At 64.7% G+C, this 19,749-nt stretch carries 14 protein-coding genes; 11 read left to right on the top strand and 3 right to left on the bottom strand.

Translation table 11 applies throughout. The annotated features are described in order from the left end of the window. The first annotated feature begins 172 nt into the window (after window positions 1-172). From LQR33_RS20045 to LQR33_RS20030, 4 genes are read left to right on the top strand one after another with little or no spacing between them, the layout of a single operon-like run. Entirely contained in the window at window positions 173-1,423 is a 1,251-nt protein-coding gene (locus LQR33_RS20045) for an MdtA/MuxA family multidrug efflux RND transporter periplasmic adaptor subunit (RefSeq protein WP_231470191.1), read from the top strand. 15 nt (window positions 1,424-1,438) lie between these two features. After that, window positions 1,439-4,540: an MdtB/MuxB family multidrug efflux RND transporter permease subunit gene (locus LQR33_RS20040; RefSeq protein WP_231177794.1), complete on the top strand. Its 3,102-nt coding sequence runs from the start codon at window positions 1,439-1,441 to the stop codon at window positions 4,538-4,540. Continuing rightward, on the top strand, window positions 4,537-7,641 hold the full coding sequence (locus LQR33_RS20035) for a multidrug efflux RND transporter permease subunit (RefSeq protein ID WP_231470190.1): 3,105 nt from the start codon (window positions 4,537-4,539) through the stop codon (window positions 7,639-7,641). The genes LQR33_RS20040 and LQR33_RS20035 overlap by 4 nt, the downstream gene beginning before the upstream one ends. A 5-nt stretch (window positions 7,642-7,646) precedes the next feature. Next, complete coding sequence (locus tag LQR33_RS20030; RefSeq protein WP_231470189.1) at window positions 7,647-9,038, top strand: efflux transporter outer membrane subunit; 1,392 nt, start codon at window positions 7,647-7,649, stop codon at window positions 9,036-9,038. Window positions 9,039-9,097: 59 nt separating this feature from the next. Here the strand turns inward: LQR33_RS20030 and LQR33_RS20025 are convergent, their stop codons facing one another. Further along, window positions 9,098-10,111 carry a glycosyl hydrolase family 18 protein gene (locus LQR33_RS20025; RefSeq protein WP_231470188.1) on the bottom strand — a complete coding sequence of 338 codons (1,014 nt, stop codon included), beginning with the start codon at window positions 10,109-10,111 and terminating at the stop codon, window positions 9,098-9,100. 257 nt (window positions 10,112-10,368) lie between these two features. Here LQR33_RS20025 and LQR33_RS20020 point away from each other — a divergent pair, with 257 nt between their 5' ends. The 5 genes from LQR33_RS20020 to LQR33_RS20000 are packed head-to-tail and all read left to right on the top strand — an operon-like array spanning window position 10,369 to window position 17,090. Beyond that, entirely contained in the window at window positions 10,369-11,484 is a 1,116-nt protein-coding gene (locus LQR33_RS20020; protein ID WP_166440684.1) for an AAA family ATPase, read from the top strand. Continuing rightward, window positions 11,481-11,930 (top strand): bpX5 domain-containing protein, encoded by a 450-nt coding sequence (locus tag LQR33_RS20015; RefSeq protein ID WP_231177805.1) that lies wholly within the window; start codon window positions 11,481-11,483, stop codon window positions 11,928-11,930. The genes LQR33_RS20020 and LQR33_RS20015 overlap by 4 nt, the downstream gene beginning before the upstream one ends. 40 nt (window positions 11,931-11,970) lie before the next feature. Continuing rightward, entirely contained in the window at window positions 11,971-13,743 is a 1,773-nt protein-coding gene (locus LQR33_RS20010) for a hypothetical protein (protein WP_231470187.1), read from the top strand. Next, window positions 13,736-16,639, top strand: coding sequence for a bpX6 domain-containing protein (locus LQR33_RS20005; RefSeq protein ID WP_231470186.1), 2,904 nt, complete (start codon window positions 13,736-13,738; stop codon window positions 16,637-16,639). Before LQR33_RS20010 ends, LQR33_RS20005 begins: the two co-directional genes overlap by 8 nt. A gap of 34 nt (window positions 16,640-16,673) precedes the next feature. After that, window positions 16,674-17,090, top strand: coding sequence for a hypothetical protein (locus LQR33_RS20000; protein ID WP_221664112.1), 417 nt, complete (start codon window positions 16,674-16,676; stop codon window positions 17,088-17,090). Between the two features lie 49 nt (window positions 17,091-17,139). Here LQR33_RS20000 and LQR33_RS19995 read toward each other — a convergent pair whose 3' ends face one another. Both LQR33_RS19995 and LQR33_RS19990 read right to left on the bottom strand, forming a co-directional pair. Next, window positions 17,140-17,601 carry a hypothetical protein gene (locus LQR33_RS19995; RefSeq protein WP_221668025.1) on the bottom strand — a complete coding sequence of 154 codons (462 nt, stop codon included), beginning with the start codon at window positions 17,599-17,601 and terminating at the stop codon, window positions 17,140-17,142. Between the two features lie 193 nt (window positions 17,602-17,794). Next, window positions 17,795-18,499 (bottom strand): glutathione S-transferase N-terminal domain-containing protein, encoded by a 705-nt coding sequence (locus LQR33_RS19990; RefSeq protein WP_231470185.1) that lies wholly within the window; start codon window positions 18,497-18,499, stop codon window positions 17,795-17,797. 128 nt (window positions 18,500-18,627) lie between these two features. On the opposite strand from LQR33_RS19990, the gene LQR33_RS19985 reads away from it, so the two are divergent. Further along, window positions 18,628-18,978 carry a hypothetical protein gene (locus LQR33_RS19985; RefSeq protein ID WP_166440691.1) on the top strand — a complete coding sequence of 117 codons (351 nt, stop codon included), beginning with the start codon at window positions 18,628-18,630 and terminating at the stop codon, window positions 18,976-18,978. 99 nt (window positions 18,979-19,077) lie between these two features. Next, window positions 19,078-19,749, top strand: a 672-nt coding sequence (kdsA, locus tag LQR33_RS19980; RefSeq protein WP_269326292.1) for a 3-deoxy-8-phosphooctulonate synthase, incomplete at its 3' end; no start/stop codon positions are given.

Below are 19,749 nucleotides of genomic sequence, written 5' to 3'. Positions count from 1 at the left end.
TTCACAACACAAAGCCATTCCCCACTCAAACCAGGCTAATACAATGCGCTCACTCTTATACATGCGTATTCAGCACTAAATCGCTGTTTTCACGCGTAAGCGCAGCACAAAGCATGTAAAAATGTCATGCTTTGCCTACAACAACACTCAACGTCCGCCCGGAGCTTTCCGCATGTCCACCGCCGCGCCAGCCCAATCCAAACGCCTGCCCCTGATACTCATCCTGCTCGCCGCGCTGGGTGGCGGCTGGTGGTGGCACCAGCACAATCAAAGCGCCAAGGAAGCCGCCGCCCGCAACAAGGGTGCCGCGCCGACGGCGGTAGGCGTGGCGGACGTGCGGACCATGGACGCGCCCCTGCAGTTGAATGCGTTGGGCACCGTCACGTCCACCAATACCGTGACCGTGCGCAGCCGCGTCGACGGCCAGTTGGACAAGATCCACTTCACCGAGGGCCAGCAGGTCAAGCAGGGGCAGCTGTTGGCCGAGCTGGACGCCCGCCCCTACCAGGCGGCGCTGACCCAGGCCGAGGGCCAGTTGCTGCGCGACCAGGCGCTGCTGGAAAACGCCCGCCTGGATCTGGCCCGCTACAAGCAGTTGGCCAGCCAGAACTCCATCGCCAAACAGCAGGTGGACACCCAGCAGGCGCTGGTCCACCAGTACGAAGGCACGGTCAAGGTTGATCAGGGATCGGTAGCCGCCGCGCGCATCAATGTCGACTACACCCGCGTCGTCGCGCCGATCAGCGGCCGCGTCGGCCTGCGCCAGGTGGATTCGGGCAATATCGTTCACGCCAGCGACGCGAATGGCTTGGTCACCATCACCCAGACTCAACCGATCAACGCGGTGTTCGCCGTTCCCGAAACCAGCCTGGCTTCGGTGCTGCAGGCCGCCCGCGACAACAAGGCGCTGAAGGTCGAAGCCTGGGATCGCGACAACCGCCACAAGCTGGCCGACGGCAAATTGCTGGCGCTGGACAATCAGCTGAACACCAGCACCGGCACCATCAACATCAAGGCCTCTTTCGCCAACGACCAGCAGCAGCTGTTCCCCAACCAGTTCGTCAACATCAACCTGCAGTTGGGCGTGCGCAAGGACGCGGTAGTGGTGCCCACCGTAGCGGTGCAGCTGGGCAAGGTGGGCAGCTACGTCTACACCGTGGGCGGCGACTCTACCGTCAGCATCGCCAAGGTCAAGACCGGTCCGGTGTCCGGCACCGACACCATCATCGAGGATGGCCTGAAACCCGGCCAGCGCGTGGTGATAGACGGCGTGGACAAGCTGCGCAACGGCGCCCAGGTCAAGGTGATAGACCGCGCAGCACAGGCGCGCGAAGCCGCTTCGGCCGCCGTCGGCGAGGCCAAGGGACAGAAAAAGCACGGCGCCGGCGCCTGGGGCAAGAAACACGCCTCGGCGGCCAACTAAACGGGAGGACTGCGCATGAACCCTTCCCGTCCGTTCATTACGCGGCCGGTGGCCACCACTCTGATGATGGTGGCCATCCTGCTGACCGGCCTGGTCGCCTGGAGAATGTTGCCGGTATCGGCGCTGCCGGAAGTCGACTATCCAACCATCCAGGTGGTGACGCTCTACCCCGGGGCCAGCCCAGACGTGATGACCTCGTCGGTCACCGCGCCGCTGGAACGCCAGTTTGGCCAGATGCCTGGCCTGTCGCAGATGTCCTCGTCCAGCTCCGGCGGCGCCTCGGTGATCACGCTGCAATTCAGCCTGGACCTGACGCTGGACGTGGCCGAGCAGGAAGTCCAGGCGGCGATCAACGCCGCCGGCAACCTGCTGCCGTCCGACCTGCCCAGCCCGCCGGTCTACAACAAGGTCAACCCGGCCGACACGCCCATCCTCACCGTCGCCATCAGCTCGCCCACCCTGGAGCTGACCAAGCTGGAGGACATGGTCGACACCCGCCTGGCCCAGAAACTGTCGCAAGTGCCCGGCGTAGGTCTGGTCAGCATCAGCGGCGGCCAGCGGCCGGCCGTGCGCATCCAGAGCAACCCCAAGGCGCTGGCCTCGCGCGGCTTGACGCTGGAAGACATCCGCACCGCCGTCGCCGCCGCCAACGTCAACCAGGCCAAGGGCAGCTTCGACGGCCCGAACCAGGCCTCCACCGTGGACGGCAACGACCAGTTGCAGTCGGCCGAGGAGTACCGCAACGTCATCGTCGCCTATCAGAACGGCGCTCCGGTCTACGTCAGGGACGTCGCCAAGGTGGTGGAGTCGGCCGAGAACACCCGGCTGGCCGCCTGGTCCGGCGCCACGCCGGCCATCATTCTCAACGTGCAGCGCCAGCCGGGCGCCAACGTGATCCAGGTGACCGACCGCATCAAGTCGCTGCTGCCGCAATTGCAGGGCACCCTGCCCGGCTCGGTGGACGTGCACGTGCTGAGCGACCGCACCGTGACCATCCGCGCCTCGGTGGAGGACGTGGAGTTCGAGCTGATGCTGGCCATCGCGCTGGTGGTGATGGTGATCTTCGTCTTCCTGCGCAACGTGCCGGCCACCATCATTCCGGCGGTGGCGGTGCCGCTGTCGCTGGTGGGCACCTTCGGCGTGATGTACCTGACCGGCTTCTCCATCAACAACCTGACGCTGATGGCGCTGACCATCGCCACCGGCTTCGTCGTCGACGACGCCATCGTGATGATCGAGAACATCGCCCGCTACATCGAGGAAGGCGAGAAGCCGATGGAAGCGGCGCTGAAAGGCTCCAAACAGATCGGCTTCACCATTATCTCGCTGACCATCTCGCTGATCGCGGTGCTGATCCCGCTGCTGTTCATGGGCGACGTGGTGGGCCGGCTGTTCCGCGAATTCGCCGTCACGCTGGCGGTGTCCATCCTGATCTCCGCCTTCATCTCGCTGACGCTGACGCCGATGATGTGCGCGCGGCTGCTCAAGCACGTGCCGGAGGAAAAGCAGGGCCGCTTCTACCACGCCAGCGGCAAGTTCTTCGACGACGTCATCGCCCGCTACGGCAAGATGCTGACCTGGGTGCTGGATCGCCAAAAAACCACGCTGCTGGTGGCCGTCGGCACCGTGGCGCTGACCGCGGCGCTGTACGTCTGGGTGCCCAAGGGCTTCTTCCCGCTGCAGGACACCGGCGCCATCCAGGGCATCAGCGAGGCTTCGCAGTCCATTTCCTTCACCGCGATGGCCGACCGCCAGGAAAAACTGGCCGAGCAACTGCTGAAAGACCCGGCGGTGGACAGCCTGTCGTCCTTCATCGGCGTGGACGGCACCAACGCCACGCTGAACAGCGGCCGCCTGCTGATCAATCTGAAGCCCAAGGGCGAGCGCGACGACATCCGCACCGTGCTCTCTCGGCTGCAGCAACGCGCCGACGAGGTGCCGGGCATGTCGCTGTACCTGCAGGCGGTGCAGGATCTGACCATCGACGCCCGCGTCAGCCGCACCCAGTATCAGTTCACCTTGCAGGCCACCAGCCAGGACGATCTGTCCGCCTGGGTGCCCAAGCTGGTGCACCGGCTGCAGCAGGAGCCGGCGCTGGCCGATGTCGCCAGCGACCTGCAGGACAAGGGCCTGCAGGCTTACGTCAACATCAATCGCGACGTCGCCTCGCGCCTGGGCGTCACCACCGCGGCCATCGACAACGCCTTGTACGACGCCTTCGGCCAGCGGCTGATCTCCACCATCTTCACCCAGACCAACCAGTACCGCGTGGTGCTGGAGGTGGACAAGGACCACCAGCGCGATCCGCTGTCGCTGAAGGGCATCTACGTGCCCACCGCCAGCGGCGGGCCGGTGCCGCTGGACGCGGTGGCCACCATAGAGGAGCGTCCGGCCTCGCTGGCCATCAACCATCTGGGCCAGTTCCCCACCGCCACCATCTCCTTCAACCTGAAACAGGGCGCGTCGCTTGGCGAGGCGGTGGACGCCATCCGCCAGGCCGAGTCCGAGCTGGGCCTGCCGGCCAGCATGGACACCAAGTTCCAGGGCGCCGCGATGGCCTTCCAGGCATCGCTGTCCAATACCCTGTGGCTGATCCTGGCCGCCATCGTGACCATGTACATCGTGCTGGGCGTGCTGTACGAGAGCTATATCCACCCGATCACGATTCTCTCCACCCTGCCCTCGGCCGGCATCGGCGCGCTGCTTGCGCTGATGGTGTCCGGCACCGACCTGTCGGTGATCGCCATCATCGGCATCATCCTGTTGATCGGCATCGTGAAGAAGAACGCGATCATGATGATCGACTTCGCGCTGGAGGCCGAACGCGAACAGGGCATGAGCCCGCGCGAAGCGATCTACCAAGCCTGCCTGCTGCGCTTCCGCCCCATCCTGATGACCACGATGGCGGCGCTGCTGGGCGCGCTGCCGCTGATGATGGGCGGCGGCATGGGCTCCGAGCTGCGCCAGCCGCTGGGCATCACCATGGTGGGCGGCCTGATGGTCAGCCAGGTGCTGACGCTGTTCACCACGCCGGTGATCTACCTGGCCTTCGACCGGCTGGCGCGGCGCTTCGGCCGCAAGGACAAGCCTAAGCTGGCGGAAGAGGTGGACGCATGATTCCGTCCGCCCCCTTCATCCGCCGGCCGGTGGCCACCACGCTGTTGACGCTGGCCATCCTGCTGGCCGGCGCCATCGCCTTCAAGCTGCTGCCGGTGTCGCCGCTGCCGCAGGTGGACTTCCCCACCATCTCGGTGTCGGCCAAGCTGCCCGGCGCCAGCCCGGAGACGATGGCCGCCACCGTGGCCACGCCGCTGGAGCGCGCGCTGGGCCGGATCGCCGGCATCACCGAGATGACCTCGACCAGCTCTCTGGGCTCCAGCAACATCACGCTGCAGTTCGACCTGGACCGCGACATCAACGGCGCCGCGCGCGACGTGCAGGCCGCGATCAACGCCGCCCGCTCGCTGCTGCCCACCGGCATGCCGTCCAACCCGACCTACCGCAAGGTGAATCCGGCCGACGCGCCCATCATGATCATGGCGCTGACCTCGGACAGCCTGACCCGCGGCCAGATGTACGACGCGGCGGACTCCATCCTGGGCCAGAAGCTGTCGCAGGTGGACGGCATCGGCAACGTGATCATCGGCGGCGGAGCCCAGCCGGCGGTGCGGGTGGAAATGAACCCGACGCAGCTGAACCACTACGGCATCGGCATGGAAACGGTGCGTTCCGCCATCACCAGCACCAACGCCAACCGGCCCAAGGGCTTTCTGGAAAACGAAGACAAGCACTGGCAGGTGCAGGCCAACGACCAGGCCGGCAAGGCCAGCGACTACCTGCCATTGATCGTCAGCTACAAGAACGGCAGCGCTGTGCGCATCTCCGACGTGGCCGAGGTCAAGGATTCGGTGGTGGACCTGCGCAACGCCGGCATGCTCGGCAAGCAGCCGGCGGTGATGCTGATCCTGTTCCGCCAACCCGGCGCCAACATCATCGAGACGGTGGACCGGGTGAAGGCGATGCTGCCGCAACTGCAAGCCTCCATCCCGTCGGCGATCAAGATCAACCAGGTGATGGACCGCACGCCCACCATCCGCGCCTCGCTGTCCGAAGTGGAGCGTTCGCTGGCGATCTCCATCGCGCTGGTGATCCTGGTGGTGTTCATGTTCCTGCGCAACGGCCGCGCCACAGCGATTCCAGCCATCACCGTGCCGGTGTCGCTGGTGGGCACTTTCGCCGTGATGTATATGGCCGGTTTTTCCTTGAACAACCTCAGCCTGATGGCGCTGACCATCGCCACCGGCTTCGTCGTCGACGACACCATCGTGGTGCTGGAGAACATCTCGCGCCACATCGAAGACGGCATGAAGCCGTTCCAGGCGGCACTGCAAGGCGCGCGCGAGGTGGGTTTCACCGTGCTGTCGATGAGCATTTCGCTGATCGCGGTGTTCATCCCCATTTTGCTGATGGGCGGCATCATCGGCCGCCTGTTCCGCGAGTTCGCGGTCACGCTGTCGGTGGCGATCATGGTGTCGCTGGTGGTGTCGCTGACCACCACGCCCATGCTGTGCGCGCGCTGGCTGAAGGCGCATGACGCGCGCAAGGAGCCGAGCAAGCTGTTCCGATGGAGCGAGCGCGTGTTCGACGCGATGCTGGACGGCTACCGCCGCTCGCTGTCCTGGGCGCTGCGCCACAGCCGGCTGATGATGGCGATCCTGGGCGCCACCATCGCGCTCAACGTGTTCCTGTACGTGGTGATCGCCAAGGGCTTCTTCCCGCAGCAGGACACCGGCCGCCTGACCGGCATGATACGCGCCGACCAGAGCATTTCCTTCCAGGCGATGCAGGTCAAACTGCAACGTTTCATCAATGTGGTCGGCGCCGATCCGGCGGTGGACAAGGTGGTGGGCTTCACCGGCGGCGGCCAGCGCAACGGCGCCAATATGTTCGTCAGCCTGAAGCCATTGTCCGAGCGCAAGGAAAACGCCGACCAGGTGATCGCCCGGCTGCGCAAGAAGCTGGCCGCGGAACCCGGCGCCCAGCTGTTCCTGCAGTCGGTGCAGGACATCCGCATCGGCGGCCGCTCCAGCAACGCGCAATACCAGTACACGCTGCAGGGCGACGATCTGAACGAGCTGCGCACATGGACGCCCAAGGTGCAGCAGGCGATGAGCAAGATCCCCTTCCTGGCCGACCTCAACAACGACCAGGAAGTGAAGGGGCTGCAAACCACGCTGAACTTCGACCGCGCGGCGATGGCGCGGCTGGGGCTGACCCAGGCGCAGGTGGACTCGGTGCTGAACGACGCCTTCGGCCAACGCCAGGTTTCCACCATCTATAACGCGCTCAACCAGTACCACGTGGTGCTGGAAGTGGCGCCGCAGTACTGGCAGAGCCCGGAGAGCCTGCGCGACATCTATCTGCAAACGCCGGGCGGCCAACCGACGCCGCTGTCGGCCTTCGCCAGCTGGAAGCCGACCAACACCTCGCTGTCGGTCAACCACCAAAGCCAGTTCGCCGCCACCACCATCTCCTTCAACCTGCCGCCGGGCTACTCGCTGTCCGACGCCACCCTGGCCATAGACGCGGCCATCGCCGACATCGGCCTGCCCAGCAGCATCCACGCCAGCTTCCAGGGCACAGCCAAGTCGTTCCAGGCCTCGCTGGACAGCCAGCCTTATTTGATCCTGGCGGCGCTGGTGGCGGTCTACATCGTGCTGGGCATGCTGTACGAGAGCGTGGTGCATCCGATCACCATCATCTCCACCCTGCCCTCCGCCGGCGTCGGCGCGCTGCTGGCGCTGATGGCCACCGGCGGCGAGTTCAACATCATCTCGCTGATCGGCGTCCTGCTGCTGATAGGCATCGTCAAGAAGAACGCGATCATGATGATAGACTTCGCGCTCACCGCCGAGCGCGAACAGAACCTGCCGCCGCAGGAGGCCATCCTGCAGGCCTGCCTGCTGCGTTTCCGTCCCATCATGATGACCACGATGGCGGCGCTGTTCGGAGCGCTGCCGCTGGCGCTGGGCCATGGCGACGGCGCCGAAATGCGCACCCCGCTGGGCATCTCCATCGTCGGCGGCCTGCTGCTCAGCCAGTTGCTGACGCTGTACACCACCCCCATCGTCTACCTGTATCTGGACCGCTTCCGCCTGTGGTGCCTGAAATGGCGCGGCAGCCGCGGCCACGCGCTGGCCGGCGGCAAAGAGGAATGATTGCCATGAATAGAACAACAACACCGCTGAAACACGGCCTGAGCGCCATCTTCATCGCCGCCGCGCTGGCCGGCTGCGCCGTCGGCCCCGACTACGTCAAACCCAAGCTGGACATCCCAGCCAGCTTCAAGGAAGACGGCCGCTGGAAAACCGCCGAACCGCAGGACGCGATGCCGCGCGGCGACTGGTGGACGACATTCCAGGACCCGACGTTGAACGGCCTGATGGACACGCTGAATAAACAAAGCCCCACCATCGCCCAGGCCGAGGCGCAGTACCGCGAGGCCCAGGCCCAGCTGCGCCAGGCCCAGGCCGGGCTGTTCCCGTCGCTGTCGGCCAACGCTTCCCAGAACCGCGGCGTCTCCTCCCCGGGCGCCGGCGCATCCACCAGTTACAACCTGGGCTTGTCCGCCAGCTGGGAAGTGGACCTGTGGGGCGGCGTGCGGCGCGAGGTGGAGGCCGGCAAGGCAAAACAGCAGGCATCGGAAGCCCAATTGGCCGCCATCCGCCTGAGCAGCCAGGCGCAGCTGGCCACCGCCTACCTGCAGCTGGTGGTGGCCGACCGGCAGCTGGCCAATCTGCGCGACAGCGAGAAGGCGCTGGGCGAAGCGCTGAAGCTGACGCGCAACCAGTTCGCCGCCGGCATCGTCGGCGACGACGCCGTGGCCTCGGCCGAAAGCCAATGGCACACCGCGCAAGCCGCGGTGGTGGACAAGCGGCTGACCCGCGCCCAGCTGGAGCACGCAATCGCCGCCCAGCTGGGCCAGGCGCCGGCCAGCTTCGGGTTGCCCCCGGCCACGGAAACGCCCCACCTGCCGCAGATTCCGGCTGGCCTGCCGTCGGCGCTGCTGGAGCGCCGGCCCGACGTGGCCGCGGCCGAGCGAAATATGGCCGCCGCCAACGCCCAGATCGGCATCGCCAAGGCCGCCTTCTTCCCAACGCTGACGCTGGGCGCCAGCGGCGGCTACCGCGGCTCCAGCTTCGCCGACTGGGTGACGCTGCCCAACCGCATCTGGTCCATCGGGCCCTCGCTGGCGCTGACGCTGTTCGACGCCGGCTTGCGCAGCGCCCAGACCGACCAGGCGATCGCCAGCTACGACGCCAGCGTGGCCAGCTACCGCCAGACCGTGCTCGCCGCGCTGCAAGGCGTGGAGGATAATCTGTCGGCGCAGAGCCTGCTGAAGGAAGAGTATGGCATGCAGACCGCGTCGCTGGCCGCGGCCAAGCGGGCGGAGACCATCGCGATGAACCAGTACCAGGCCGGCACCGTCGCCTACCTGAACGTGCTGTCGGCGCAAAACGCCCGCATCGCGGCAGAGAACAACCTCTGGACCGTGGTCAACCGCCAGTACACCGGCAGCGTGGCGCTGATCGCCGCGCTGGGCGGCCGCTGGTAATCCCGCCGCCCCAAACAGAAAACCGGGCCTAGGCCCGGTTTTTCATTACCGACACTCGGCTACTGCTGCGCCAGGCCCTGCTTCACCGCGGCCCAGAAGCCGGCATCTTCCATACCCAGCGCGTACAAGGAAGTGCCGCCCAGGCCGTAAGCGTTCACCAGGCTGGCCTTCAGCGCCACGCTGCGCGCGTTTTCCGTCCAGACGGTATGCAGGCCGCTGCCATCCTTCGCCGCATAGGTGAATTTGACGGAATGAGTGCCGGCATCGTAGCGCGGCTTGGCGCCATACTGGGCGATCAAGGCCTGGGTCTTGCTCCAGAACAGCTGTTTGCCGCTGTTGTCGGACTTCCAGTCATAGCCATAGGCGGGAATGCCGTTCAATATCTTGCTCGCCGGCACCAGCGATACAGCGTAGTCCAGATCGTTTTCCATCCAGTCAGACCCCGCCACCGGCCCCGGGGGCCAGGTAGGAATCGCTTCGTCATAAGTCATGATTTGCAGATAATCGGCCGCTGCGCCCAGCGCGCGCAGATCGTAGCCATAATTGGCCTCGTGGTTCTCATCCTTGGTGGAGAAAGCCGGCACGCTGACGATCAGCTTCAGCCCATTGGCATGCAATGCCCGGCCTAAAACCTGGATGAAGTTGCTGAAATTGTTGCGGTCGCCCTGCGCCACCGCCTCGAAATCGATGTTGATGCCGGCAAAGCCATTGGCCTGGGCGAACTTCACTAGATTGGCCACCGACTGATTCAACGCGGTGGTCGAAACCGCATGGGCGATATCCGCGCTCCAATCGCTGTCGACATTGGAAATGCAGCCATAGGCGGCGATTTTTCTGTCTCGCAAGAATGACAGCGCATTAGTCGGCGTGGCCGCCCCATTGCCGGTGATCACGCCTTCCTTGGTGATGTTGTAGAAGTCGACGGAAACCGCGTTGAAGTTCGAGTAGTACTTGGTCAGCGCTGCATAATTACCCTGATAATCCGAGTAATAAGTCAGCACCATCGGAGCCGCCGAAGCCGCGGCGGAAGAAAAAGCCAGGCCGGCCAGCAAGACAGCAATCTTTCGTTTCATGCATGCACCTTGTAGTGTTTTGCCTGCACCTTGTGTCAGGCTGATTTGATACATTAACCCGCATATTATTGCCGCCTATTTAAATCTTTCAGCGGTCGCTCGATTAAAACACTAAGTACTTAATTAAATCAAGGCATGTCGCGCGCCGGTCTAGCCCCGCTCGCGAACACACCAATTAACATATCGTTACAATACATTAACATTTTGACGCGATGCGGAAAGTTTGGGATCATTACTAATTTTTAAATGTCAACATCATGACCTCTCCGTCACAACAGGCCGCCCAACAGGTGCGAGCCGGCATCCGCACCGCAACCCGTGGCCTGGTCGGCCGGGACCAGTTGGCAGAACTGATCATGCTGGCCGCCGTTGCCCAGGAACACCTGTTGGTGATTGGCCCTCCCGGCACAGCCAAAAGCGCCGTTGTGCGCCGGGTCGCCCAGACGATGGGCGGCCGTTACTTCGAATACCTGCTCGGCCGCTTCACAGAGCCTTCCGAGCTGTTCGGCCCGGTAGACCTGCGCAAGCTGCGCGAAGGCTCAGTAGAGACCGACACCGCCGGAATGCTGCCGGAGGCCGAAGTCGCCTTCCTCGACGAGGTATTCCTCGGTTCCACCGCCATCCTCAACACCCTGCTGGGCATCCTGAACGAGCGGCGCTTCCGTCGAGGCCATACCCAGCTGCATTGCCCACTGCGGGTTTGCATCGGCGCAGCCAACAGTTTGCCTGACGACGCCTCGCTGGCTGCCTTCGGCGACCGCTTCCTGCTTCACGCCTTCGTCGAGCCCGCTGCGGATCATCAACTGGAAGCGATGCTTGAGGGCGGCTGGCAAGCCGATCAGCCCGCTGCGGCAACCGAAATCAGCCTCGCAGACATCGACCTGCTGTGCGCGGCGGCGCGCGAAGCGGACATGAGCGCGGTCCGCCCCATCCTGGCGCAGGCGATCCGTCAATTGCGCGGCGCCGGCATCAATTTGTCTGACCGGCGCATCGTCAAATCCCAACGTCTGATCGCCGCCGCCGCAGTGCTTGCCGGGCGCATGAGCGCCGATGCCTCCGACCTGTGGCCGCTGCTGTACGCGCTGCCGACCCAGGAAGCTCAGCAGCAAGCCCGGGAAGTCTTGCGCGAACAGTTGGCGGCTTGCGCCAATGGCGTGCTGGCCAGCGCGGTGGAAACCGCGGCCGTGCAGCCGCTGTCCCGCGTCAGCCGCCTGATGGAAAACGCTCAATCCGCGCTGAACGCGGAGACCGACCGGTCTGCCATCGAAGCCCTGCTGCGCGAGATCGACGCTAACTTCAGCGCGGATGGCATGCCTGATGAACTGGCCGCCTCGCGAGAAAAGCTGACCGCGCGCCTGGCGGAGCCCGCATGAACGGTTCCACCATCCCTTGGCGCTGGCAGCCTGTTCCGGAGAGCGGCATTGCCGCCCCCCAGGCAGCGGTCGCTTTCGGGGATGTCGCCGAGAGCCTGCTGAAACGGCTGGAAGCCATGTCGGCTGAGCGGCGCAGCGCGCTGATGCTGACTGCCGGCGAACGGCTGCTGGTAGCGCTGGGGCCGGAAACCGCGCTGCCATGGGTCGAGGGCGTCGAATACGCCCGTCCGGACGATTCGATCCGACAGCTGTGGCTGCCGACGAAGTGGCAGCCGGACGTCTCCACCGACGCGCTGGCCAGCGCGCTCGACGCCCGCGCCCCGGTCTGGCCGATGCTGATCTGGCGCGAGCCTGCGCTCATCATTCCCTTGAACCGGCAATTGCCGGCCAGCGACGACTTGCTGGCCGACATCCGCCGTCGATGGAGCGGCGCATACCGCTCCTGAATTCCAGCTGACAATACCTATGCGATTACCCGAAGCGCTCATGCCGTGGCATGACTGTCTGAGCGGCTTTTCCGCCGAGCTCGCTGCCGAGCTGGGCGAACTGCTGCGGCGCCTTGCTCCGGCCCTGGGCGGCTATCATGACGCCAGTCGCGGCGACGAGCTGGCCCCGCAAGGCCTGGACGACCTGCGCCGCCGCGGTCCCTATGAACATCTGCTGGCATCTGAATGGCTGCTGGCCGACGAAATCCCTGACGAATTCCTGCGCCGCGCTGCCAGCGGCGAACATCTGTTCCTGTCGCCCACGCCTCGCGAACGCCAGGCTGACCGGCGCATCGTCGCGCTCTTCCATGCAGGAAACTGGCAACTAGGCGCCCCCAGGCTCGCCCATTTGGCGCTGTGCATCCTGCTGGATCGCCGCGCGAAGGCCGCCGGCGGCGAATTCCATTGGGGCAGCTTGCAAGCTCCAGGCGAATGGCGGGTAGGCGCCGAACCCGATGAGCTGAAACGGCTATTACGCGCGCGCGCCTACCGCAATTTTGACCAGCCGCTGTATCAGGAATGGCATAAAAACCTGTCGGAACTGCCCTTAGTCGACGAGTGCTGGCTGATAGGCTACCCCTTGGACAAACAAGGCCTGCTCGCGCCGCAGTTCACCCATCAGGTCGACATCGCGCCCACTCTGCGCGGCGAAGCGCTGCGAGTCGCCATCCGCGATCGCCGCGGCGAGCGGTCGTTGACCCTGCCGCTGCCGTCCGGCGATGCAGGCGCCGCGCTGCTGCAAGGCCGCTTCCAACCCGGCCAGGCTATCGTGCAGACCGAGACGCGGCGTTTTTCCCTTCGCCACGCGCCGCTGCTGTCTCCCAATGGCCGCCACGTCGCCGTCTCGCTTCAGGGCGGCTATGCGGCCTTGATGCTGCCGGTATCCAAACCGGGACAAACTTCAAAACAGAAAGCGCGCCAGCTGCAATGGCACAAGGCCGGCTGCCTGCTGGCGCAGGCATTCACCTCCAAGACCCTAGGCGCCGTGGTTCAGCATGGCGCCCAGCTTAGCTGCTTGCAGTTTCCGCGGATCGGCAAGGTACCTCTGCCGCCGCAAGCCGAATTCCACGCCTCTCCAGGCTCCGCGGCCCTGCTGGATGCAGCCTGGCTGTCCGGCAAATCCGGCGGCCGGCTGTATCTGCGCGACTTGAGCGGCAACCTTGTCTATTGGGAAAGCGGACGCTCAGCCGAAACCGGCCCCATGCGGCGAGAATGCGACGGCGTGCTGGCCCTCTGCCAGATCGATGCCGTCTCCCTGCTGTATGCCCGCAGCCAGGACGGCCAACTCCGTCTAGGCAGGCTGGACGCCAGTCCCGGCCGGAAAACGGCGGAAGCCGCGCCCGGCATCCCTTGCCTCGCCGATAGCCGGGTGCTGCTGCACGCGCTGCCGCAAGACCGGCGCTTCGCCTGCGCGGTCCTGGCCCACGGCGGCGAACCGGAAACCTGGCGGCTCCATGCCGGAGGCGCCGGCGGCGCGATCGATGGCCGCGAATGCCGGCTCCCCCCAGGCTGGCGCGCGATAGGCGTGCAATTGACCGACAAACCCCGTTTGCTGCTGGTACACGACAAACAGAATCAGATCGCCCTGCTGGACGAGGACAAAATACTGCCCCTGCACCAGACCGCATCGCCGATCGTCCGGCTAAGCTATACCCCGTCATGCGCCGGCATCGCTCTGTTGACCGAACAAAGAGAGCTGATTGTGTACTCCCTCTCCGCACGCGCCGTGATTCTCCATCTGCAAAACCAGACCGAAGGGAAAGGACATGGCTGAAACCCCCGCCTTCGGCTCCGAAATACGCCACCCAGTATTGCGCGGCCGCGCATGGCTGTCCGGCATCTGGCTCCCCGCCGATCAATACGGAGAGGCCGAGCGCAAAATGCGCATCCTGGCCAACTGGCACGCGGGCGCCGCCGCTTACCGTTTTCCGGAAGGCGATCTGCTGCGCTATGCAGCGCCCATGGAACAGGATTGCGAACGCGTGCCTGGCTGGCCATTGCAACGGCTAGGCCGCACGTTGTCCTCTGCGCAGATAGAGGCCGACGAATATGAAAAACTGCCCCTGGCTGACCTGTGGTTGGTTCGGGGCGGCCAGGTGCAAGGCATGCTGCTGGCCAACGCCGAAATCCTCAAACCTGGTGAATGGCTGGACGTTTCGGCTCCCGTCATTCATGCGATGTACGATTGCCGCATCGCCGAAGCAAAACTGGAACAGCCGCTGGCCGCCACCACGCAAGGTATCCGCCAGTTGCTGGGAAAACAGGTGCCCGTCGCCAGCTACGAGCAAAAGCAGTTTCTCCGCTCCCTGCAAGGAGAAAGCGCTCCACCGCCGGCCGCCATGGCCAGCACGCCCGCTTGGCGCAAACCGCTGATCGTGGTGGCCATGCTCAGCGCCTGCTTGGCTCTGGGCGCCTTCATCGCCTCTTCCGGTGACGACGGCGGATCCGCGTCTAGAGTATCTGATTCATCCTCCCCCCACTTTTTCCCCTGGCTGATGCTGATCGCGCTGGCCGTTCGTTCATGGCAAAAAGGACAAGAATCCGCCCCGCAGAAGGCATCTACCCCTGCCCGGCCCCCCAGTCCGGAACAGGCTGGCAGAACCGGCAAGACAGGAAAGCCCGGCGCCATCGCCCAAGCCCTGATTCCCGCCAGGCGAACTGTGGAGCGCGCGATGCCCCAAGCCTGGCGCGATTGGCTGGCCCGCGCGGCGATGACCAGCCATCTGTCGGGCATTCTGGGCCGCCGCCAGGCCGCCTATATGCGCCAGATGCTGGAGATGTTTGAAAATGGCCGCCTGCAGGACGCATTGCGCCATGCCATCCCGCTGGGAGGAGAAGGCGGCAGCCCCGGCCAGGCCTTCGGCGTGCCGCATGCCCGCCATGACTTTAAGCTGGGGATAAGAAACGGCGCCGCCGGTCCCTCCATGTATTTTGGCGATGATCTAAGCCGCCATCTGCGCCAGCTTTACCGCAAGACCTTTGAAAAACTGGACCGGGAAGGCAATGTCGACCAAGCGGTATTCGTGCTGGCCGAGCTGCTGCAATCCCACGCAGAAGCGATCAACTATCTGGAACGGCACGAACGCTACAGCCAGGCTGCGGAACTGGCCCTGCTCTGGGACATGGAAGCCGGGTTGATCGTTCGCCTGATGTGCAAAGCCGGCGATCTGCCGCGCGCGATGGCGGTGGCGAGGCGCGACAACGCCTTCGCCGAAGCCATCGCCCTGCTGGAGTCCCGTTGGCCGGTAGCCGCGCGGCAGCTTCGCGAGGAGTGGGCTCTAGCTCTGGTCGACCAGGGCCGCTGGCTGGACGCCGCGCAGGCGATCTGGCCAATAGAGTCGATGCGGGAACGCGCGATTGAATGGCTGCAGCGTGCGGAAGAGGCCGGCGGCAGCCTGGCCGCCGAAGCGCTGGTAAGACGGGCTCGCTTGCTGCCTCATTCTCTGGACAGCCAGGAGCAGCACGTCCTATCGATACGCGACGACGACGACCGCGGAATGGAACGCGCCGCGATCGCCCACGCCTTGCTGGCGCTGGACAGCCATAACGATGAAACCCGTCTGCTTGCGCGCGCCTTGTTCAACGCCTGGCTGGTCGATCAAGACAAGGGCATGGGCCGACTCAGCGCTCAGCAGCTGCAACGTCTGCTGGACATCGCTCAGGATCCCTTGTTGTGCGCGGATCTGCCTGGGAAGCTGCCATCGCCCAAACCCAACCCCTTTGCCGACAAAAAGGAGGTATCCTGGATATCCGTTCCCGCCGCCATCGGCCAAGCAGTATCCGATATCGCCTTGCTGCCGGATCTCCGCCTGCTAGTCGCGCAAGGCGAGGCCGGCGTAACCCTGCGCGACGACAGAGGCAAGGTCCTCCACCATTTCGCGGCGCCGGCGGACAACATCGTGCTTGCCGACAGCGGCCATGTCGCCCTTGCCGCGATCTACCGCGGCGAGATGCTATGCGTGCAACGGCTGGACCTGGTAACGCGCGAACAACGCGACCTGGGCGCCATCCTCGTCGATTGCTACGCATCAAGCTTCGACGGCGTCGGCTGGACGGTCGGCCAGGGAGACGCGATCCGGATATTAGATACCGGACATGGGCTCAGCCGCGTGCTATGGCAGATAGACAAGCTGCCGGGCCGCGCAATCCGCATTCTGCGCAGTCCGTCCTGCGAACAGTACGAGCTGGCCGACCCAGACAATAAAATGCTGTTGTGGCAATACAGCCTGCCTGGCAGGCGGCTCGAGTCGCGCGGCCATATCCCAGCGCTGGAGAAGAAGGCCGAGGTCTCGGTCATTCCTTCGCCATGGGGCGGCTATCGCTATTTCTGGATGGCGTGGGATGAGAAGGAGAGCCCCTGGCTGGTCGTCCAGTTCCAGGGAAAAGAGAAGGAACATGGTCTGGCTCTGCCGCCCCAGATGTCTGGAGCAGCGATCAACGCCACTCTGGGCCGAACAGGGTTAGCCGTATCGCTGCGGCAGGAGAACGATGCCTGCGTGGTGCTGGCCCGCGACGGCGAACAGTATCCGGATATCGCGTTCTCCTGGCCTGCAGGCGTCCATATCCGGACGAAAATGCATGGGGACTGTTGGCTGATGTTCGACCGCTTCGGCCGAGTCGCGATCATGGACATGGCCCGCTGCTACGCCAGCATGCTCACCATCGCCTGACACTCGGCCTTATGATAATGACAAGGAGTGTTCCATGATGAACGCAAGCACCTCATTGGTCTGCCTGGCGCTGGCCGCGCCATTCGCCTCTGCCTCCGGTTCGCCGCAGACCATGCTGAAAAACTATCTGGCCAAGGACGCCGCCGGCATGCGGCTGCAGGAATATCCGGCCGCTCGCTACTTCGCCAACTATCAGGACGAGCCGGGTTGGGACGTGGTGACGCTGATCACCGGCTATGGCGTGCAGCCGCGGCAATGCGGCCCGCGCCGCTGCGAATTCGTGGTCCGCTATCAATTGGACCCGACCCGGCAGTCCGATGAACAGGCCAAACCCCACCCCAAGGGCGGCGAGGAGAAGGCCCGCTACGTGGTGGTCAAACAGGGCGGCGGCTGGAAGATCGACAGCGACAGCATGCGCGAGCCGCACGTGAAGCGCAGCTCGCTGCGCTGACGCCGCCGGAAGCGGGCCTGTGCTGGGACGCCGGTCCTTCCGGCATCACTCAGCCCCTCTGACAGAACCGAGTGGAACATCTTGGGTTGGACTGGCGGGTGTTAGGGTAGGCAAGCGTGACGACCTTCGAACTGACGCTGGCCTTGGTCCGTCTTCCATCCGGCCCGGAGTAACGGACGGCGGTCACCGCCAGCTGAGGCTGGCCGCCGGGCCCCGCCAGCGGGTTCTGGAACACCTGGCGGCCTTCGCAGACCTTGCCCTCGTCGCCGCAATCGCCGAAATTATTTCCTTCCTCGGCCTTGAACAGCATCCGCGGCTTCCAGCCGTCGAACAGCACCACGCTATACGTGGCGTCGAAATTGCCTTGGCCGGAGATCGAACTGCCCAGAATCACCATATAGCCTTTGCCGCCGTCATGGGACAGTACAGTCACATCGCTGCTTTGTCCGCCAAAGCCATCCAGCACGATGGCCTTGCCCAGCGCCGGACGGGCTAACACATAGCCTTGCATGAAGTTGCGCCCCCGATCGGGGAAACTCCGCCGACGCCAGATAGGCCTTCTCGCCGCCTTTCAGCGCCAGCTGATGGACCTCCTCTAACTCCACCTTGCCGACATCGCCCAGCCAACTGCGCGGCGGCGCAGCAGAATGCGGCCAGCACCGCGAGTTATCGGAATCTCATCGCCGCTCCGTATCTCTTCCGTCTCAATCCCGCGCCGGAATAGCCAGGCCGCGCACCACCGCCGGCCGCTCGGCGAAGGCCTGCGTCACGCGCTGTACGTTGGGAAAGTCATCGAAACCCACCAGCTCGCCTGCTCCGTAGAACCCCACCAGATTGCGCACCCACGGCCAGATGGCGATGTCGGCGATAGTGTATTCGTCGCCCATGATCCAGGCGCAGCCGGCCATTCTGCCCTCCAATACCTGCAACAGGCGACGGGACTCGGCGACGTAGCGGTCGCGCGGGCGCTTGTCCTCGTAATCCTTGCCGGCGAACTTATGGAAGAAGCCTAGCTGGCCGAACATCGGCCCCACGCCGCCCATCTGGAACATCAGCCACTGGATGGCTTCGTAGCGCGCGGCCGGATGCTTGGGCAGAAGCTGCCCAGTCTTGTCGGCGAGATAGATCAGGATGGCGCCGGATTCGAACAAGGCCAGCGGCTCGCCTTCCGGGCCATCCGGATCCAGGATCGCCGGGATCTTGTTGTTCGGGTTCAGCGACAGGAATTCCGGCGACAGCTGATCGTTGCGCTCGAAGCTGACCAGATGCGCCTCGTACGGCAAGCCGGTTTCCTCCAGCATGATGGAAACCTTGACGCCGTTGGGCGTCGGCAGCGAATACAGCTGCAGGCGGTCGGGATGCTTGGCCGGCCATTTGCCGGCGATCGGGAAAGCGGACAGGTCTGCCATGGCGTTATCCTTGGTAAAACAGCGAAGCGCCCACTATACCCGCTCGGCATTGCTGCGTCTCTCGCGGCGACAAACCGTCCATGCTACCATCCCGCCCTCGATCATCCGTACCCGCCGGGAAACACACCATGCGCAGCCTCCTCGCCGCCCTCACCCTGGCATCGGCCAGCCTGCCAGCCCTCGCCGCCTGTCCGGCCAACGCCCCGGGCGAGCCGCTGCACTGGGCCATCGCCATCTGCCAGCAGCGCTACGAAACGGACGAGATCGAAAGCCCCAAGATGCAGTCCTGCATCTTCTCGACCGCAAAATCGTACAAGATTGAACCAGGCAAACCGGTCGCTAACGCCTGCGCGATCAATCTGCAATTGAAAAAGAAATGGTGCGCGGAGCTGAAGAAAAGCGGCGCGGCCGACTCAATCGACGCCTGTGTCCGCTCGCGCGACGCGGTACCCGAAACGGTGGCGCAAGGCGGCGCCTGAGCGCCAGGATGGCCCGCGCCGCGCCGCGGGTATATCATGTCGCTTTGCCCAATCGGCCGCCGCTTGCCTGCGGCCGCGCACGAACACAGGAAGAATCCCTTGATCAACGTCACACTTTCCCCGTCCGTCACCGTCGGCAACGAAGCGCCGTTCACGCTGTTCGGCGGTATCAACGTGCTGGAATCCCGCGACCTGGCGCTGCGCGCCGCCGAGGAATACGTTCGCGTCACCCAGAAGCTGGGCATCCCCTACGTGTTCAAGGGCAGCTTCGACAAGGCTAACCGCTCGTCTATCCATTCCTACCGCGGCCCGGGCCTGGAAGAAGGCATGAAGATCCTGCAGGCGGTGAAAGATACCTTCGGCGTGCCGGTGATCACCGACGTGCATGAACCGTGGCAGGCCGCCCCGGTGGCCGAAGTGGCAGACGTGGTGCAGTTGCCGGCCTTCCTCGCCCGCCAGACCGACCTGGTGGAAGCGCTGGCCAAGACCGGCCGCGCCGTCAACATCAAGAAGCCGCAGTTCATGAGCCCGGCGCAGATCCAGAACGTGGTGGAGAAGTTCGTCGAAGCCGGCAACGAGCAACTGATCCTGTGCGACCGCGGCACCTGCCTCGGCTACGACAACCTGGTGGTAGACATGCTGGGCTTCGGCGTGATGAAGAAAGTCAGCGGCAACCGCCCGGTGATCTTCGACGTCACCCACTCGCTTCAACAGCGCGAGTCCGGCGCGGCCGCGTCCGGCGGCCGCCGCGCCCAGGTGGCGGAGCTGGCC

The sequence above is a fragment of the Chromobacterium piscinae genome (assembly GCF_021129175.1).
GTDB lineage: Bacteria > Pseudomonadota > Gammaproteobacteria > Burkholderiales > Chromobacteriaceae > Chromobacterium > Chromobacterium piscinae.
Note: the sequence above shows the minus strand (reverse complement) of the source record. Positions and strands in the feature narration are given on the sequence as shown.

Coding starts and splice junctions, on each gene's coding strand:
- LQR33_RS19985 (WP_166440691.1), top strand. CDS start 18,628: ATGCGCAGCCTCCTCGCCGCCCTCACCCTGGCATCGGCCAGCCTGCCA.
- LQR33_RS20020 (WP_166440684.1), top strand. CDS start 10,369: ATGACCTCTCCGTCACAACAGGCCGCCCAACAGGTGCGAGCCGGCATC.
- LQR33_RS20030 (WP_231470189.1), top strand. CDS start 7,647: ATGAATAGAACAACAACACCGCTGAAACACGGCCTGAGCGCCATCTTC.
- LQR33_RS19995 (WP_221668025.1), bottom strand. CDS start 17,601: ATGCAAGGCTATGTGTTAGCCCGTCCGGCGCTGGGCAAGGCCATCGTG.
- LQR33_RS20040 (WP_231177794.1), top strand. CDS start 1,439: ATGAACCCTTCCCGTCCGTTCATTACGCGGCCGGTGGCCACCACTCTG.
- LQR33_RS20045 (WP_231470191.1), top strand. CDS start 173: ATGTCCACCGCCGCGCCAGCCCAATCCAAACGCCTGCCCCTGATACTC.
- LQR33_RS20010 (WP_231470187.1), top strand. CDS start 11,971: ATGCCGTGGCATGACTGTCTGAGCGGCTTTTCCGCCGAGCTCGCTGCC.
- LQR33_RS20025 (WP_231470188.1), bottom strand. CDS start 10,111: ATGAAACGAAAGATTGCTGTCTTGCTGGCCGGCCTGGCTTTTTCTTCC.
- LQR33_RS19990 (WP_231470185.1), bottom strand. CDS start 18,499: ATGGCAGACCTGTCCGCTTTCCCGATCGCCGGCAAATGGCCGGCCAAG.
- LQR33_RS20015 (WP_231177805.1), top strand. CDS start 11,481: ATGAACGGTTCCACCATCCCTTGGCGCTGGCAGCCTGTTCCGGAGAGC.
- LQR33_RS20035 (WP_231470190.1), top strand. CDS start 4,537: ATGATTCCGTCCGCCCCCTTCATCCGCCGGCCGGTGGCCACCACGCTG.
- LQR33_RS20005 (WP_231470186.1), top strand. CDS start 13,736: ATGGCTGAAACCCCCGCCTTCGGCTCCGAAATACGCCACCCAGTATTG.
- LQR33_RS20000 (WP_221664112.1), top strand. CDS start 16,674: ATGATGAACGCAAGCACCTCATTGGTCTGCCTGGCGCTGGCCGCGCCA.